Source organism: Pseudoalteromonas sp. BSi20429 (assembly GCF_000238895.1).
Lineage (GTDB): Bacteria > Pseudomonadota > Gammaproteobacteria > Enterobacterales > Alteromonadaceae > Pseudoalteromonas > Pseudoalteromonas arctica.
The window spans coordinates 37,359-52,608 of record NZ_BADV01000024.1; the positions used below are offsets into that span (position 1 = coordinate 37,359).

General features: G+C 41.3%; 12 protein-coding genes. 5 read left to right on the top strand and 7 right to left on the bottom strand.

Annotated elements, in window-relative coordinates; translation table 11 throughout:
* Positions 1–51 precede the first annotated feature (51 nt).
* Positions 52–2,604 (bottom strand): excinuclease ABC subunit UvrA, encoded by a 2,553-nt coding sequence (gene uvrA, locus P20429_RS13875; protein ID WP_007581805.1) that lies wholly within the window; start codon positions 2,602–2,604, stop codon positions 52–54.
* Between the two features lie 268 nt (positions 2,605–2,872).
* On the opposite strand from uvrA, the gene P20429_RS13870 reads away from it, so the two are divergent.
* Positions 2,873–3,277 carry a hypothetical protein gene (locus P20429_RS13870; RefSeq protein ID WP_007581806.1) on the top strand — a complete coding sequence of 135 codons (405 nt, stop codon included), beginning with the start codon at positions 2,873–2,875 and terminating at the stop codon, positions 3,275–3,277.
* A gap of 55 nt (positions 3,278–3,332) precedes the next feature.
* Positions 3,333–3,878: a hypothetical protein gene (locus tag P20429_RS13865; protein WP_007581807.1), complete on the top strand. Its 546-nt coding sequence runs from the start codon at positions 3,333–3,335 to the stop codon at positions 3,876–3,878.
* Between the two features lie 344 nt (positions 3,879–4,222).
* On the opposite strand, the gene P20429_RS13860 is transcribed toward P20429_RS13865, so the two are convergent.
* Complete coding sequence (locus tag P20429_RS13860) at positions 4,223–4,723, bottom strand: hypothetical protein (protein WP_050548727.1); 501 nt, start codon at positions 4,721–4,723, stop codon at positions 4,223–4,225.
* Positions 4,724–4,765: 42 nt separating this feature from the next.
* The gene (locus tag P20429_RS13855) at positions 4,766–5,020 is read right to left on the bottom strand and encodes a DUF2798 domain-containing protein (protein WP_202799302.1); all 255 of its coding nucleotides are present in this window, start codon (positions 5,018–5,020) and stop codon (positions 4,766–4,768) included.
* A 74-nt stretch (positions 5,021–5,094) separates the two neighbouring features.
* Here P20429_RS13855 and P20429_RS13850 point away from each other — a divergent pair, with 74 nt between their 5' ends.
* The gene (locus P20429_RS13850) at positions 5,095–6,063 is read left to right on the top strand and encodes a LysR family transcriptional regulator (RefSeq protein ID WP_237715148.1); all 969 of its coding nucleotides are present in this window, start codon (positions 5,095–5,097) and stop codon (positions 6,061–6,063) included.
* A 93-nt stretch (positions 6,064–6,156) separates the two neighbouring features.
* Here P20429_RS13850 and P20429_RS13845 read toward each other — a convergent pair whose 3' ends face one another.
* A complete protein-coding gene (locus P20429_RS13845; RefSeq protein ID WP_033026483.1) occupies positions 6,157–7,740 on the bottom strand; it encodes a sulfotransferase in 1,584 nt (527 codons plus the stop codon).
* Between the two features lie 87 nt (positions 7,741–7,827).
* Positions 7,828–10,242 carry a TonB-dependent receptor gene (locus tag P20429_RS13840; protein ID WP_007581812.1) on the bottom strand — a complete coding sequence of 805 codons (2,415 nt, stop codon included), beginning with the start codon at positions 10,240–10,242 and terminating at the stop codon, positions 7,828–7,830.
* 477 nt (positions 10,243–10,719) lie between these two features.
* Between P20429_RS13840 and P20429_RS13835 the strand changes: the two genes are divergently transcribed.
* Together P20429_RS13835 and P20429_RS13830 are read left to right on the top strand one after the other, a co-directional pair.
* A complete protein-coding gene (locus P20429_RS13835) occupies positions 10,720–11,814 on the top strand; it encodes an NADH:flavin oxidoreductase/NADH oxidase (protein WP_007581813.1) in 1,095 nt (364 codons plus the stop codon).
* Positions 11,815–11,888: 74 nt separating this feature from the next.
* Positions 11,889–13,085 (top strand): MFS transporter, encoded by a 1,197-nt coding sequence (locus tag P20429_RS13830; RefSeq protein ID WP_007581814.1) that lies wholly within the window; start codon positions 11,889–11,891, stop codon positions 13,083–13,085.
* A 90-nt stretch (positions 13,086–13,175) separates the two neighbouring features.
* On the opposite strand, the gene P20429_RS13825 is transcribed toward P20429_RS13830, so the two are convergent.
* Together P20429_RS13825 and P20429_RS13820 are read right to left on the bottom strand one after the other, a co-directional pair.
* Positions 13,176–14,039, bottom strand: coding sequence for a DMT family transporter (locus tag P20429_RS13825; RefSeq protein WP_007581815.1), 864 nt, complete (start codon positions 14,037–14,039; stop codon positions 13,176–13,178).
* Between the two features lie 232 nt (positions 14,040–14,271).
* Entirely contained in the window at positions 14,272–15,015 is a 744-nt protein-coding gene (locus tag P20429_RS13820) for a FadR/GntR family transcriptional regulator (protein ID WP_002960591.1), read from the bottom strand.
* Between the last annotated feature and the right edge of the window lie 235 nt (positions 15,016–15,250).

Sequence of the window (15,250 nt, forward strand, 5' to 3'; positions counted from 1 at the left end):
ACTACCATATATAGATGACGCTTTTATACAACTAAAAGCGTCATCTATTAACTATTTAAGTAAAAATGGTGCGGTTTTACTCGCCTTTACGCTTGCCACTTTTTCGGGTGAACCTTGTGCTACAATTAAGCCGCCTTCTTCACCAGCACCAGGGCCTACATCAATTACCCAGTCACTATTGCGGGCTACTTGCATATCGTGTTCAACCATAATAACGGTATTGCCAGCATCAACTAATTTATTTAACTGCGACATTAACATTGATACATCCGATGGATGCAGCCCTGTGGTTGGTTCATCAAGAACATAAAGCGTGTTGCCGCGCTGCGCACGTTGCAGCTCGGTGGCTAATTTAATACGTTGCGCTTCACCGCCAGAAAGCTCGGTAGCAGGTTGCCCTAAACGCAAATACCCAAGACCTACTTGCATAAGTGCATCGAGTGCTCGCAGTATTGCAGGCTCATTTTCAAAAAAGGTATGCGCCGCTTCAACCGTTAAATTGAGGATATCGCTTATGTTTTTATCACGATATGTAACCTCAAGTGTTTGCTCGTTATAACGTTTGCCATGACACACTTGGCAAGGTGAATAAACGCTTGGTAAAAACAGTAGCTCTATACTTACAAAGCCAACGCCTTCACAGTTTTTACAGCGACCTTTAGCAACATTAAACGAAAAGCGACCTGCATCGTAACGGCGCTCTTTTGCTTTTTGGGTTGAAGCAAATAGTTTACGCACGTGATCAAACAAACCCGTGTAGGTAGCTAAGTTCGAACGAGGGGTACGGCCAATCGCTTTTTGATTTACGGTAATCAGGCGGCTTATATTATTTATACCTTCAATGATTTTTCCGCTGGTGTGTGTTTGCAGTTCTTGTTCGAGTAAGTCGGCTTCGTCGGTGGGGGCTTCCGGTATTACTTTTTGCCCAAGTGCTTCGTAAACAAGCTCTACTAACGCTTGGCTCACTAAGCTTGATTTACCAGAGCCCGAAACCCCAGTGACCGTTGTCATTACGCCTAGCGGAAATTCTGCATTGAGATTTTTAAGATTATTGCGCTCAATATTAGCCAATTTTAACCACGCACTAGGCTGCCTTTGCTCCTTTTTTTGCGCGCTGTTTTGAGTAGACTCTTGACTGGCGTTTTTAGCAAAAAGGTGGTGACCGGTGTGCGAATTTTTTATTTTTCTTAACCCTTCAACAGGGCCGCTGTAAATAATGTCGCCACCATGCACACCTGCATTAGGACCCACATCAACAATCCAATCGGCGTGTTTAACAACGCTAACATCGTGCTCAACAACAAATACAGAATTGCCAGCCGCTATTAGCTCATCAAGCGCTTTTAAAAGTGCTTGTGTGTCTGCAGGGTGTAAACCTGCTGAAGGTTCATCTAACACGTAAACCACCCCAAATAATTTAGAGCGAATTTGTGTGGCAAGTCGCAACCGTTGTAGTTCTCCGGGTGAGAGCGTTGGCGTTGTACGCTCTAGCGACAAGTACCCTAAACCAAGCATGGTTAGTGCTTCAATACGGGTGAGTATATCGCTGGCAATGCGCTGCGTAACAATGGCTTGCTCTGGATTTTTTGTATTTTTATTTACTTTGGTATTGGCGGCGTTACTTAGTTTTTTAGCAAGCTCGTTTAATGTAAGTTGAGATAGCTCGCCAATATCAAGCCCTGCAAATTTAACACTGAGCGATGCTTGTTTTAATTTTTTACCTTGGCAAGTAGGGCACTGCGATATTTGCATAAACTGCGATACGCGTTTTTTTGTACGCGGACTTTGTGTGGTCGCAAAAGACTGTAAAACAAAGCGTTTAGCGCTTGAAAAAGTTCCCATGTAGCTTGGATCTTCGTTGTTTTGTATCGCATTTTGTGTTTGCTCATAGGTGTAATCTGGGTATACCGGCACAGTAGGAGTTTCGTCGGTAAATAAAATCCAATCGCGTGCTTTTTTAGAAAGTTTGTTCCAAGGCGTATCTATGTCATAACCAAGCGAGGTAAGTATACGGCTTAGGTTTTTACCTTGCCATGCTGGTGGCCACGCTTCAATGGCGCGCTGGCGAATAGTTTTTGTTTCATCTGGCACAAGTAGCTTTTCGGTTACTTCAAACACTCGGCCTATTCCTGAGCATTCTGGGCACGCACCTTGTGGCGTATTCGGCGAAAACGCATCGGCGTAAAGTATGCTTTGCCCTTTGGGATAATCGCCAGCACGAGAGTAAAGCATGCGTAGCGCGTTAGAAATAGTTGTTATGCTGCCAACGGATGAGCGAACCGACGGTGCGCCGCGTTGCTGCTGCAAAGCAACGGCAGGCGGTAGCCCTTCAATAGAGTCAACATCTGGCTCATCAACTTGATCTATTAACCTACGGGCGTACGGCGAAACCGAATCAAGATAGCGGTGCTGCGACTCAGCAAACAGCGTTCCAAACGCAAGCGACGATTTTCCAGAGCCCGATATTCCTGTAAAAACAACCAATGCGTTACGAGGTAAATCAACGTCTACATTTTTCAAGTTGTGAACGCGTGCCCCTCTTACTTGAATGCTATTACCGGGATCAGATAAATCCATTGTTGAGTTTTTATGTGTGCTTGCCATACGTTTATACTCCTGTTTAATCGCGCTTTTCACTTTAAGTTAGCTTTGAATTATTTACTCTTATCGCTCGTTATTACCCTAAAGTAGCGCAAGCACACTGAATGAGCGCTTAGTCTGCAGCGGCACAGTCAAAGCGCTGGATAAAATTGCGATGATTGTTTGTTTACATAATAGGTATGGAATGCGAATATAATTTAAACAGTTATTGTTATGTAATTTGTTACGTAATTTACTAGGTATTTTACTAGGTAATAAAAAGGAACTAACAGTGAATAAAGCCTTAGTGATCATTTTATTGGTGCTTTCGTGGGCAACCCAAGCCGACTCTATTAAAGCGCTAAATGTTGACCGTGCAGTACCAAATAGCATGCACTTATCGTTTGCAAACGATAGCAACATAACCCCTAAAAAAGGGGATTTTAAAATCGTTAATTATGTATTAATGAGCAATGAAGAGGGCGAACGCTGGGCTGTTATAACGCTAACTAACTTATCGTCGGGCAATCGCGAATTAGGCCAGGAACATTTACTTGCACTTTTTGCTGACGGCAGCCGATTCATGCCAATGGAATTTAAACTCGGTTTCAAAGGCAACGAAACACAATCGGTAACTGTATCGTTTGCCGATTATAAATTCCCTATTTTAAGTGTGTATTCGAGTAACGATTTGTAACTAATAACGATGCGATAATATTAAATTAGGGATATTTCTAAAATTAAGGGTTTTTATGAAGTTTGAAGATGCGCAACAAAATATGAACCTCGCATACTTCGGTGGTGGAACCGGTGTATTAGTGTCTGGCTTGGTTTGGTGTATAGCTGGCTTTGTCGCATTACTGCATTCAAATCAATCGAGTATGCTTACTTTGTTTTTTGGTGGTATGTTTATACATCCTTTAGCCATGCTACTTTCAAAAGCTCTTAAACGCTCTGGCAATCATGACCCTAAAAACCCATTAGGTAAATTGGCCTTAGAAAGCACTATTATTTTATTTGTTGGTTTGTTTTTAGCGTTTTATGTAGCAAAACTTCAAGCTGAATGGTTTTATTCAATAATGCTTATGATAATTGGTGTTCGCTATTTAGTTTTCAACACTTTATATGGCATGAAAGTGTACTGGATTTTAGGTGTTTCGCTTATGTTTTCTGGCATGCTGTGTATTGTATTAAATGCCACTTTTGTAATCGGCGCCTTTATTGGCGGGATAACCGAAATAGTATTTGCGCTAGTGATATTTGCCCAATCGAAAGGTATGGTTTTAAAAACAGAATAATAAGCCCCTATAATCACAAAATAATGTGCTGCTGGAGTTACCCTTCAGCTTGGTATATAGCAAAGGCTTTTAAAGTATTGAGTATTTGCAAATTGCATGTAGCTACTAGTTGGCTTAGAGCGAATTGCAGACACTCGGTATGCTCATTTTTTTGGCAATTTATATATAGGTTCTCGTCTAGTTAGGAAATTTGTAGTAGCCAATAAAACTTGACGCTACATTAGGGCCTACCAAGCTTGTTTTGGACTGAAACGTGTTTCAGGTTTCTAGTGGCTTTTATTTTTCAGATAAGCTTGAGTTAGGCAAATCTCCAACCTTCATAGATCCGATGAAATCAAATAGATTTACACTTTCTTCTTGCTCAACCATAGTCCCAAAGAAACAAACATAACTAGCACGGTTAATACTGGCGGCTTCGATTGCAGCGGCAGCACCTCAGCTGGGACATTGGGTGAAAGGTGTACATACACCGCCACGCTCATAATAACCACAGTAAGCATGGTGACTAGGTTCAATATCATAGCCGCTAATTTCGATGAGATAAACTTTCCTTCAGTTAGGATAAGTAAATACAAAAGGCCAGCAAATATCTCACCCATTTGTCCTGCAAATTTTGAGAGTGCAGGGAAAGGTAAACCACTCAACTCAATTTGAGCTGCAAAAATATCGGCGAAGGGTAAGAAAAACTTAGCCATTCCAGCCATCATCATGAATCCCCCTAAGAGGGCTGTTACAAAGTTTTTTGTTTTATTGCTCACAGTGTCCTTCGAACGTATGAAGTAACCCGCTGTAATAAGAAACATGGTTCCAATCATCACAGCTTCTAATAAAATCTGTTGGTTCATTTCTAACTCCGTTGTCGAATTTATTGAAAGTATCCGAATAGATTACGCTTGCTCAGGCTTGAGCAGCACCTTTGTCACAAACAGGCGCACAATTGGCGCAACAACAGCAAGCAGTAATAATGCCGAAGGTACAACTTGTACTATGGTCGATCCCCATGCTGAGACAAAGTCAGCACCAGTAGGTAGGTTGCGAAAAGCTATAATGCCAGACATCCCCAGCAGCATGGTTGGCAGTACCATAGATATCATTAGTGGGTATTGAAATTTACGGTTAAATTTTTTCATAAGTATTTCCATTCAGTATCTGTAGCCATAAGGCGATTCGATGGAGAGAGTATAAGAGGTAATTAAAGATTCAAAAATAGACAATATTGAATTTTAAAAGTACATTTATGTACTCTATAAATAAAAAGCAGTCTACGATGATCAGTACCAAAAATATGACCAACTTATATTGGTTTTGTCTTTCTGTTGAGTGTGGAGGGTTTGCGGCGGCAAGTATAAAAGCAAATACCTCAGCCCCAACAGTTTCTCGCTCAGTCGCGAGCCTTGAGCAGCAGTTGAATGAGAAACTGTTACACCGTGACTCAAAAAACTTTCAACTAACTAATGCCGGCGAAGAGATTTATAATAAATTTTCAGGGCTCTTTAGCGGGCTAGATGAACAGTGGCAGAGCCTCTCAAATGCACAAGGGGAGTTGACGGGAGATATTCATATTTCATGTCCAGAGCCATTCGCCGATTTTTTCTTACAAGCGCTCGCATTGGAGTTTATGGCGGAGCATCCTAAGGTGAATATTCATGTGCATTTTGCATCGGACGCAAAAGACTTCATATCTGAGCAAATCGATTTGGCGATTGTTACACTGCCAGCCACGGCCTCTCACCTTGTTCAGCGCCAACTATTTGAAACTGAGTTAGCGTTGGCAGCGTCAAAAAGTTATTTAACCCAAAAAGGAGCACCAGGTTCTGCTAAAGAATTACTCGATCATAATGTATTAGCTGGTAATAACTTCCCATATTGGTTGCTAAAAGAAGGCTCGGAGCCAATCAAAATACCGATTAAGCCCAAATACTCAATTAATAGTTTGAGGTTGAATATTCAAGCGGCTATAGAAGGGGCGGGTATTTGTTTGATGCCAAAAGTGGCACTAGAGCACCTAGCTTCGCAGAATAAACTGGTGCCAGTGCTACCGGAGGTTGAATGTCCTAAAGGTACGGCATACTTGGTATGGACAGATAGAAAAATGATCGCTTCACGCGTTGTCGCATTTAGAGATCTTGTGTTTAGTCGTATGAATCATAATGCCGAAACATTATGGCGCAATATGTTAGGTTAATCTGCAAAAGCGGTTTCAAGTGCGGCGAGCAACTTGTTTTCACTTGCTTGCGGGCGTACATCTTCCGCTTGATCAATCCATTGTATAAAACCCTTACTCAAAACTGATACCCTGCTTTAAAAGGTACTCCACTGCTGCATCAGTATGGGGCTTAAACGCCTTCCAACGCCCAATTGCTTTGCTATTTAATGGTTGGCGTACTTGTACTTTACTGGCGGTAGAGACCGGTGCGGTGTTTAAGTGAAAATCTATACATTGCTCTTGCCACTCTAGGTTACAAAAGCTGACTAACTCTTTAATTTTCTGCTCGGGCTGGGCGACTAATTCTTCGTACTTTACTAATTTTATGTTGCTGTGCAGGGCACTAAAGTGCTGCATGAGTTTGTAAAAACGACTGTAAAATTTAGCGGTATCGAGTAAGTCGAGCGAGTACGCGTAGTAGGGGTTATTAATGGTAAATAATTGGCGGTAATTACCAATACAGGTGTCCATTGGGTCGCGCAGCATGCAAATTATTTTGGCGTTTGGCAATGCTTTGGTTATTAGGTCGATATAAAAAAAGTTAAAGGGGAGTTTATCTATAAAGTGCTTATGGCTGCCTGTTATTACGCGTGTTGCGTTTAAATAGGTTGACCCAAGCTGATTAAAATCAAGCTCGTAGGCTTTATTGAGTGTTTGAGTGTCAAGCACATGGGGTGTTTGCGTTTGGCTTAGCTTTTTAACACTTAGGCCAAAGTCTTGTAATTCACCGGCTGATTGTACGTCGCTGTGGCTCGATAAAATACGCTCAACTAATGTGGTGCCAGATCGGGGCATACCTAATACAAAAATAGGTTCGGCCGTTGGGTTACCTTGTGTTAGCGCTTGTGTGTGCTGCTCACTTAAGCGTTTAATATGTTCAAATAACTCAGTTGAGCTTGTATGATCAAACGGCTGCACAGTACGTTTTGCTACTTTACCTTGCTCTAACGCGTTAAAAGCCTCTGAAAACTCACCAATATCTTGATACTCTTTTGCTAAAGCATGGCCAATATGCAGTTTTGCATCGGGGTGTGTTACTTGCTCAAACACGTTTTTTAAGCGCTCAATATGGTTGTTTTGCTCACTTACTTTAGTTAAATCACTTAATGCAAAATGACTTTGATGATGCAGCGGGTTAAGCGCTATGGCATTTTCAAAAGCGTGTTGAGCTTTATCAAATAGTCCTAAAAACTTAGCGCTTACGCCGTAGTTATAATAAAACGGTGGTTGAGCTTTGTTAGCCGCTGTAGCCAGTGTAATAGCGCGCTCAAAGTAGTTAAGTGCTTGCTCGTGAATGCCTGCTTGAGTAAGTGCAACGCCAAGTGTGTCGGCATCAAGGGCTTCAGTTATTTGTTTTAATGGCACCGATAGTGCGGTGTTTTTTGCTTTTTGTAATTCGCCAGTAAGTGCGTAACATTTAGCAAGTTGCGCGGTGTATTCAATACTTTGGCCAAGGGTAAGAGCTTTTTCGATGAGCTTTATTGCTTTGTGTATTTGCCCAACAGTTAAATTAACCATAGCTAACAAAAAATATCCATCAGCAAAGTCTGGTTTGAGTGTCACTAACTCCACTAGGGCTTTGTGTGCTTGCTCTATTTTACCTTGGTTTAGGGAGTGTATTGCGCTTTGATGAAGTTGCTTTAAATTTGGCTGCATGGTTTTGGTAATTATTATTTTGTAAAAGAAAATAAAAAGGCTCAAATAAATTTGAGCCTTAAAACATTGTTTAAAAATTACTATAAATTATATTTCAAATTTGTAGTTAAATTTAACACCTACCGTAAGCGGGCGATTAATGTAATGGCCGTAGTTACGTTGTATGTCGGCGCCATTAGCTGATGTTATATCTGCATCTGAGCGACGAACGGATGTAACCGCGTATTTGTTGAATAGGTTATCAACATATAGCGTAGTTGACCATGCATCAGCCGTTAATTTAGCTGATATATTACTTAAGCTGTAACCTGGTAGTGTTTCACCGTTATCACGAAGCCCTACTCTTGAAAGTACATCGCTTTGCGCGGTTAAACCGTAGTTAATATCAAGCGTTTTGTCGTTAAACACGTCTGTTTGATAGTTTACACCCATCGAAAATTGGTTTTCAGGTGAACCAGGTAAACGGTCGCCGTCTTCTGCGCCACCGGTGCCATCGGCATTAAACAAAAATGGTGCGTCTGATGTTAGCTCTGCTTTTGTGTAGGCATAAGTTGCGTAAACTGAAAACGAGTCAGATAAAATGGCACGGGTAGATATTTCTACCCCTTTTGCGTTCGCGCTGCCTGCGTTTGAAAGGTACGGCAATTGTCCTACTTCGGTAGCACCTGAAATTTGTGCATCATCCCAATCTACGTTAAATAACGCGGCGTTAAAGTGTAGTTGGCTTCTAAACCATGTACTTTTGAATCCTAGCTCGTAGTTGGTTGTTGTATCTGCGTCATACAGCATTTCATCAGGGTTACCACAACCGGCTTGATTAGCTGGTAATGGATCAGGGCACGGAGCTAAACCATTTGAACCACCGATTCTAAAGCCTTCACTTACCGTTACATAACCCATAACTGAATCAGTAAATTGGTATTTAGCATTAAACTTAAATAAGTTGCCGTTATCGCTTGCTTCATTTTTTTCAAAATTTAGTGATATATCATTTGGTCCTGCACCATCAAATAGTGTATTAAATAATGGAAAGTCCACTGCAGATTCTGATTCTACATCGTATTTATATAAGCGTAGCCCAAGAGTAACATCAAGCTTATCAGTTACTTTATAGCCAACTTCACCAAATAATGCTGATTCAGTTATTTCTGTACGGTCTATAGAAAAGTATTCAAGTTCATCAGGACGAGATTGATCTGCACCAAAATTTTCAACTGCAAAGTCGCCAAAGCCTGGTGTAAACTCTTTACTTGAACCTTCGGTTTCAATTTTGTTGTAAAAGCCACCCACAATCCAGTTAAAGTCGCTGTCGCCTTGCGACACTAGGCGGATTTCTTGGGTGAAGGTATCTTCTTCGTCTATTTCACGGGTGAACGTTGAAAACGAAGGAAATTCTTCATAGCCGTAATCAAGACGAATAAGTAAGTCTGTTTGGTCGCGTTGGCCGTCGGCATCAAAGCTTGAAATACCGGTTGCCGATACTAGCTCTGCAAAACCTAGGTCGGCTTTTAGTTCAAGGCTTAGTAATTGATCTTTTTTCTCGCGAGGCTCTTCAAAGCGATAAGCCGATTCGTATTTACCTATTACATCGCTTAAGCCGTTGTTTGCATTAAGGCTGTTGTAATGAACAATCGAGCGGCCTTCGCTGTCTTGGTTTTGGTAAAAGTAGTTAAGCGTACCTTCAAACGATTCATTTGGTTTAAAGCGAACAGAAATACGACCTGTAGTGGTGGTTTCGCCGTTGGCGTCTTTTACATTTTTAAGGTTGTTATTAACTGCTGAGCTATCGCTCCAATCTGGATCTGGCAACGATACGCCTGGCTCGCGTACTACGTAACCATAATCGATAAAACCTGGATCTTCATATACGTTTAAGCTTGCACGAACTGCTAATTTATCTTCAATAATAGGAAGGTTAAATATAAAACCGCCTTCGCCACCTAAAGAGTCACTTTCTTTTGTTTGAAATAGGTCGCCGTATACTTCAAGCGATGTAAAATCAAGCTCAGGCTGTTTAAGCATGTAGCGGATTGCACCGCCCAATGTGCCTGCACCATAAAGCGTGCCTTGTGGCCCAATTAATACTTCAACACGCTCAATATCTACTAGGCGCATATCTACCGAAACTGGAATTTCGTTTATATAAGTAGATACCGTGCCGCCATCTGACGATGGACCAGACGAGTTTGTATTTAAACCACGAACAATAATAGGCGAGCCAGAGCGGCCACCTTGATCGGTAATTGTTAAACCAGGTACCCAGCGTGCTACATCCGCAAGCTCATTGATATTTTGATCTTTCATAATATCTGCATCAAGGGCTGTAATATTTAGCGGCGCATTCTGCACAGAGCCGCTGCGCCTTGTTGCTGTAACTTCGATTACTTCGAGTGATTTTTTTTTAGCTGCAACTTCTTCTTGAGCAAGTGCGGCATTAGGCAATAAAAATACGCTAGAAACAGCGCTCGAAATAGCCAAGGTTAACAAGCTTGGTTTAAACATAAAAAGTGATCCCCAGTTCAAATGTTTTACATTAGTAAATTAAGTTAAGCAGTTTATCAGGGAGTGAAGTAGCTTGGAATATTTAAATTGAATTTTAATTCACTTTTATAGAATAAATATGGTTGGTGTGTAGGGTTTTTATTTAGTTAATAGGCAATACAAGCAATAGCTTAGTGCTATTAGGTACAGTTAGGTTAAAAATCACACCCTTGTTTAAAGGTAAATAGTCATTCATTTTTTAAAGGTGGCTTTATGACGCGCTCGTTAAACAAATTATTACATTAAAATTGATAGTTTATAATGTCATTAGTTATGCTTTTATCAGCACTATTAAAGTGTGTTTTTATCCCCATTAAGAGTGGTAGTCGTATTTATAAGTAACTGTGTAAGTTATTGAGTGAGCGTGTTTGATTGCCGCTTCGTATACTCTTTTTTGTTTTGTCCGCACTTTTTTGTGCGTGTTTTTAAGGATTAACAATGAGCCAACTATTTTCGCCTTTATCACTTGGGCAAGTAACGTTAGATAACCGTATTATTATTGCACCAATGTGCCAGTACTCAGCAAATAATGGCGCTGCTAGCGATTGGCACACTATTCATTTGGGCCAATTGAGTTTGAGTGGTGCAGGATTGCTAATTTTAGAAGCAACAGCAGTAAACCCAGAAGGGCGTATTAGCTACGGCGATTTAGGGCTTTGGAATAACGAAACCCAGCAAGCCCTGGGCAAAAGCCTAAAAGCAGTAAGACAATATAGCCCTATGCCTATTGGTATTCAGTTGGCGCATGCTGGGCGCAAAGCATCAACTGAAAAACCATGGGACGGTGGCGATGCTATTGCACCTGATGACGTTAATGGCTGGCAAACCGTGGCACCTTCGGCAGTTGCGTACGACGCTAACAGCACAGTGCCAAAAGCAATGAGCCAAGACGACATAGATTCATTAATTAAAGATTTTATCAGTGCAGCTAAACGCGCTGATGAACTCGGCCTTGATTTAATCGAGCTTCATGGTGCGCACGGTTACCTGTTGCACCAGTTTTTGTCGCCACTTTCAAACAAGCGAGATGACAACTACGGTGGCAACCTAGAAAACAGAATGCGCTTATTGCTTGATGTGTTTAAAGCGGTAAGAGCGGTATTTCCTAGTGAAAAAGCGGTAGGTGTGCGTATTTCGGCAACCGATTGGGTTGAAGGCGGCTGGGATTTAGAACAATCAATAGTGCTTAGTAAAGTGCTTGATGAACTCGGCTGTGATTTTATTCATGTAAGTACGGCGGGCCTAAGCCCTGAGCAACAAATACCAGTAAAACCTAATTTTCAGGTACCGTTTGCAACAGCTATTAAAGAAGCGGTTAAAATGCCTGTTATAGCGGTGGGTTTAATTACACAGGCGCAACAAGCCGAAAACATTATTAGTGAGCAGCAAGCCGATGGTGTAGCGCTAGCGCGTGGCATTTTATATAACCCGCATTGGCCGTGGCATGCAGCTGCAGAGCTAGGCGCTACAGTAACTGCACCTAAACAGTATTTACGCTCAAGCCCATATGGGCAGCCATCACCAATAAAATAAAACGAAGCTTTTTGTAAAAACCCAACCCGCGTTTGCTGGTTGGGTTTTATTATTTTTATAAAGTAGAGACACACATGACCCAAACAGGCGTTTCAGCGCAACCACTTAGCAATACACTCGTTACTATTATTGCTTTGTGTTGCGGTCTTATTGTTGCCAATATTTACTACGCTCAACCTATTATTGAGTTGCTTGCCCCAGAAGTTGGATTAAGTGCGCACAGTGCTAGCCTTATCGTATCGCTTACACAAATAGGCTACGCTTTGGGGTTGTTTTTTTTAGTGCCATTAGCTGACTTAATTGAAAATAAGCGTTTAATGCTTATTACTTTAGCTGTGTCGTTTTTGAGTTTGGTGGGTACGGCACTTGCTGATTCACCTAATGTAATGCTTATTTTATGTTTAATGATAGGTATGAGCTCGGTTTCTGTTCAGGTGCTTATTCCGCTTGCTGCGCATTTATCGTCTGACGAGAAGCGCGGACAGGTTCTTGGCAATATTATGGCGGGTCTCTTGCTAGGTATTTTGCTGGCAAGACCTATATCGAGTTTAATAGCCGATCACTTTGGTTGGCGTGCTGTATTTTACTTTGCAGCAGGGTGTATGGTGTTTATTGCAGGCGTAATTTATTTTGCTATTCCAAGCAGGCAACCTACCCATAAAACAACGTATTTTAAGTTATTAAAATCGCTTAAACAGTTAATGATAAGCCAACCAGTGCTGCGCCAACGTTCACTTTTTCAAGCATTAATGTTTGCATCGTTCAGTTTATTTTGGACGAGCGTACCGGTTGTGCTTGCCCGTGAGTATGGTTTATCGCAATCAGAAATAGCATTGTTTGCATTAGTGGGTGCGGCAGGTGCTGTAGCTGCCCCCATTGTTGGTCGCTTGGCAGATAAAGGCTATACACATCAGGTATCGTTACTGGCCAAAGTAATTGCAGCAGTGTGCTTTTTACCAAGCTTATTTGAGCTACCTTACGGCATTATAGTATTGGCATTAACCGGTGTGTTTATTGATTTTGCTGTGCAGGCCAATATGGTATTGGGTCAACGTGCAGTGTATGCACTAGAACCGCAAAGCCGTGCGCGTTTAAACGCTATTTACATGACTAGTATATTTGTAGGTGGCGCAGTAGGCTCGCTTATTGCCAGCCCATTATATGAAGCGGGCGGGTGGACAGGTATTGCTCTGGTCGCTACCGGCATGCCGCTTATTTCGTTGATTGGTTATTTGGTTACAACTAAAAAGCAAAGTAAGGCTGTGAGTTAAAAAATTACCGGATACAACATAATAAAGTCACCATGTTGCGTGGTGACTTTATTTAGCTTATTTAGGTTATTTAGATTATTTGGTAGTTAATTAAGTAGTCTGTTTTTTTGCGTTTGAAAACGAGCTACCAACAGATGCAATAATTACAAGTAAAATAGCGAGCCACTGCCATAAAGTAAGTAACTCACCCAGTATAATAAACCCTGCGAGCGAAGCTATTGCAGGCTCTAAACTCATCATTACGCTAAACCCTTGTGAAGGCATGTTACGCAGTGCAACCATTTCAAGTGTGTAAGGCAGTGCGCTTGATAAAATAGCAATACCAATACCCAGTGGGATAATTTCCCACGTAAACGCGGCGCTTTGCATAATGCCGCCGTAAGGTACTAGCACTATAGCGGCAACGGTCATACCCAATGCGACAGTGGCTCCACCAGAGCTTTGTGTGCCCGTTTTTTTACCAAATAATATATAACCTGCCCAACATGCACCGGCACCAAGCGCAAGCGCTACACCCAATGGATCAAGGCTGTCTTGGCCGCTCATATCAGGAAGCAGAAGCAAAATACCGGCAATAGCACAGGCAACCCAAAATAAGTCACGTTTGCGGCGTGATGAAAATAAGGCAACAGCAAGCGGGCCTGTAAATTCAAGCGCTACACCAATGCCTAGTGGAATGCGTTCAATGGCGTAATAAAACAAAATGTTCATGCCGCCTAAACTTAAACCATACACAATTATAGGAATACGATTACCAGAAGTAGGTAAGTGTTTCCAAGGTTTAAACACTAAGCAAAGTATAAAGGCAGAAAAACCAAGCCTAAGGGCAGTTGTACCTTCAGGGCCAACAATAGGAAAAAGCTGCTTTGCAAATGACGCGCCCGTTTGAATGGTCATCATTGCAAGCAGTACACACACGATAGCCAGTAAATAACTTTTTGAAGATGCTTGCATTTTTATCCTTGAGTTGAGTAACTCTATCAATTAGTTATGTAATGCAGGGAGTATAAAAGCTAAACCGGCCCGATATTAATGGCGGCATAGTATCTTTTTTTAAATTTATAGGTAAGTGTTTGCGACCAAAAATAGCGCAATTAAAAGTATATTAAATAGGGCAGGTAAATAAAGTAAGAGGTAAAGTTAGCAAACAGGCGTTTGCTAACTTTAATCAGTTGGTTAAAAGGCCTTAGTGGGCACTTTTATTAACTAAGCCATCAAGCGAGTAGAGGCCTCGTTTTTCATCATTTTTGCGTTTAATTTCTTCAAGTGCACGCGATTCTACAGCGTCAAATAAAGCATTAATTAAGCGGTTAAAATGTTTGTGCATTGCACTGCGCGCTGCATTTGCATCATGCGACTTTAGGGCTGTATAAATAGCGGTGTGTTCGTCCATAACGCACTCGTTATTGTTTTTACACACACTGCCATAGTCAGCAACAATTTGTGGATTTGTTAAACGTAAATCCCACAAGTTAGACACTGCAAATTCAAGTGCTTTATTGCGTGTTGCTCTAGCTATAATTTCGTGGAACTCACGGTCGGCTTGCTCAACATAAAGGCCTTTTTCCATGGCAATTAATGTTTTATTTAGTTGCTCTAGTTCTTCTTCTGTAATGCTTTGAGCAGCTAAAGCGGCAATTTCGCCTTCAATTAATGCGCGAGCTTGAGTAAGTTCAAATGCACTGATCTCTTTTGATTTTATAGATGCATTTTTTTGTTCTACTACGTAAACACCAGAGCCGGTTTTAACTTCAACTCGGCCACGTACTTCTAATGCGATAATAGCTTCTCTAATGGTAGGGCGACTTACATCAAACATTTCTGCAAGTTCACGTTCAGGTGGTAAACGACTCCCAGCAGAAAATTCGCCTTGATTTATTAAAGACTCAATTTTATCAACTATGCGCCAAAATAAGCGACGATTACCCATACTTTACCTTCATTACCTTAAGGAATAATGGCCTCTGGGGCCTAAAAGTCAAAACCAACTGTTAATACCAGAGGTTACCTCAAAATTCACTATTATGTCAAAATTCTAACGCGATGTTATGGTTAAAAACCACTATACACCAATGGTTGTATTATTGTATTACCAATTTAGTTTAAAATAATGCAATTGGCTAGCTTGATTGGTAATGTTTTTATGTGTTAGGTTAGTTTTAAGG

Bases quoted from the DNA above. Each gene is read 5' to 3' on its own strand.
- uvrA (WP_007581805.1), bottom strand. From the start codon at position 2,604: ATGGCAAGCACACATAAAAACTCAACAATGGATTTATCTGATCCCGGT.
- P20429_RS13865 (WP_007581807.1), top strand. From the start codon at position 3,333: ATGAAGTTTGAAGATGCGCAACAAAATATGAACCTCGCATACTTCGGT.
- P20429_RS13860 (WP_050548727.1), bottom strand. From the start codon at position 4,723: ATGAACCAACAGATTTTATTAGAAGCTGTGATGATTGGAACCATGTTT.
- P20429_RS13855 (WP_202799302.1), bottom strand. From the start codon at position 5,020: ATGGAAATACTTATGAAAAAATTTAACCGTAAATTTCAATACCCACTA.
- P20429_RS13845 (WP_033026483.1), bottom strand. From the start codon at position 7,740: ATGCAGCCAAATTTAAAGCAACTTCATCAAAGCGCAATACACTCCCTA.
- P20429_RS13840 (WP_007581812.1), bottom strand. From the start codon at position 10,242: ATGTTTAAACCAAGCTTGTTAACCTTGGCTATTTCGAGCGCTGTTTCT.
- P20429_RS13835 (WP_007581813.1), top strand. From the start codon at position 10,720: ATGAGCCAACTATTTTCGCCTTTATCACTTGGGCAAGTAACGTTAGAT.
- P20429_RS13830 (WP_007581814.1), top strand. From the start codon at position 11,889: ATGACCCAAACAGGCGTTTCAGCGCAACCACTTAGCAATACACTCGTT.
- P20429_RS13825 (WP_007581815.1), bottom strand. From the start codon at position 14,039: ATGCAAGCATCTTCAAAAAGTTATTTACTGGCTATCGTGTGTGTACTG.
- P20429_RS13820 (WP_002960591.1), bottom strand. From the start codon at position 15,015: ATGGGTAATCGTCGCTTATTTTGGCGCATAGTTGATAAAATTGAGTCT.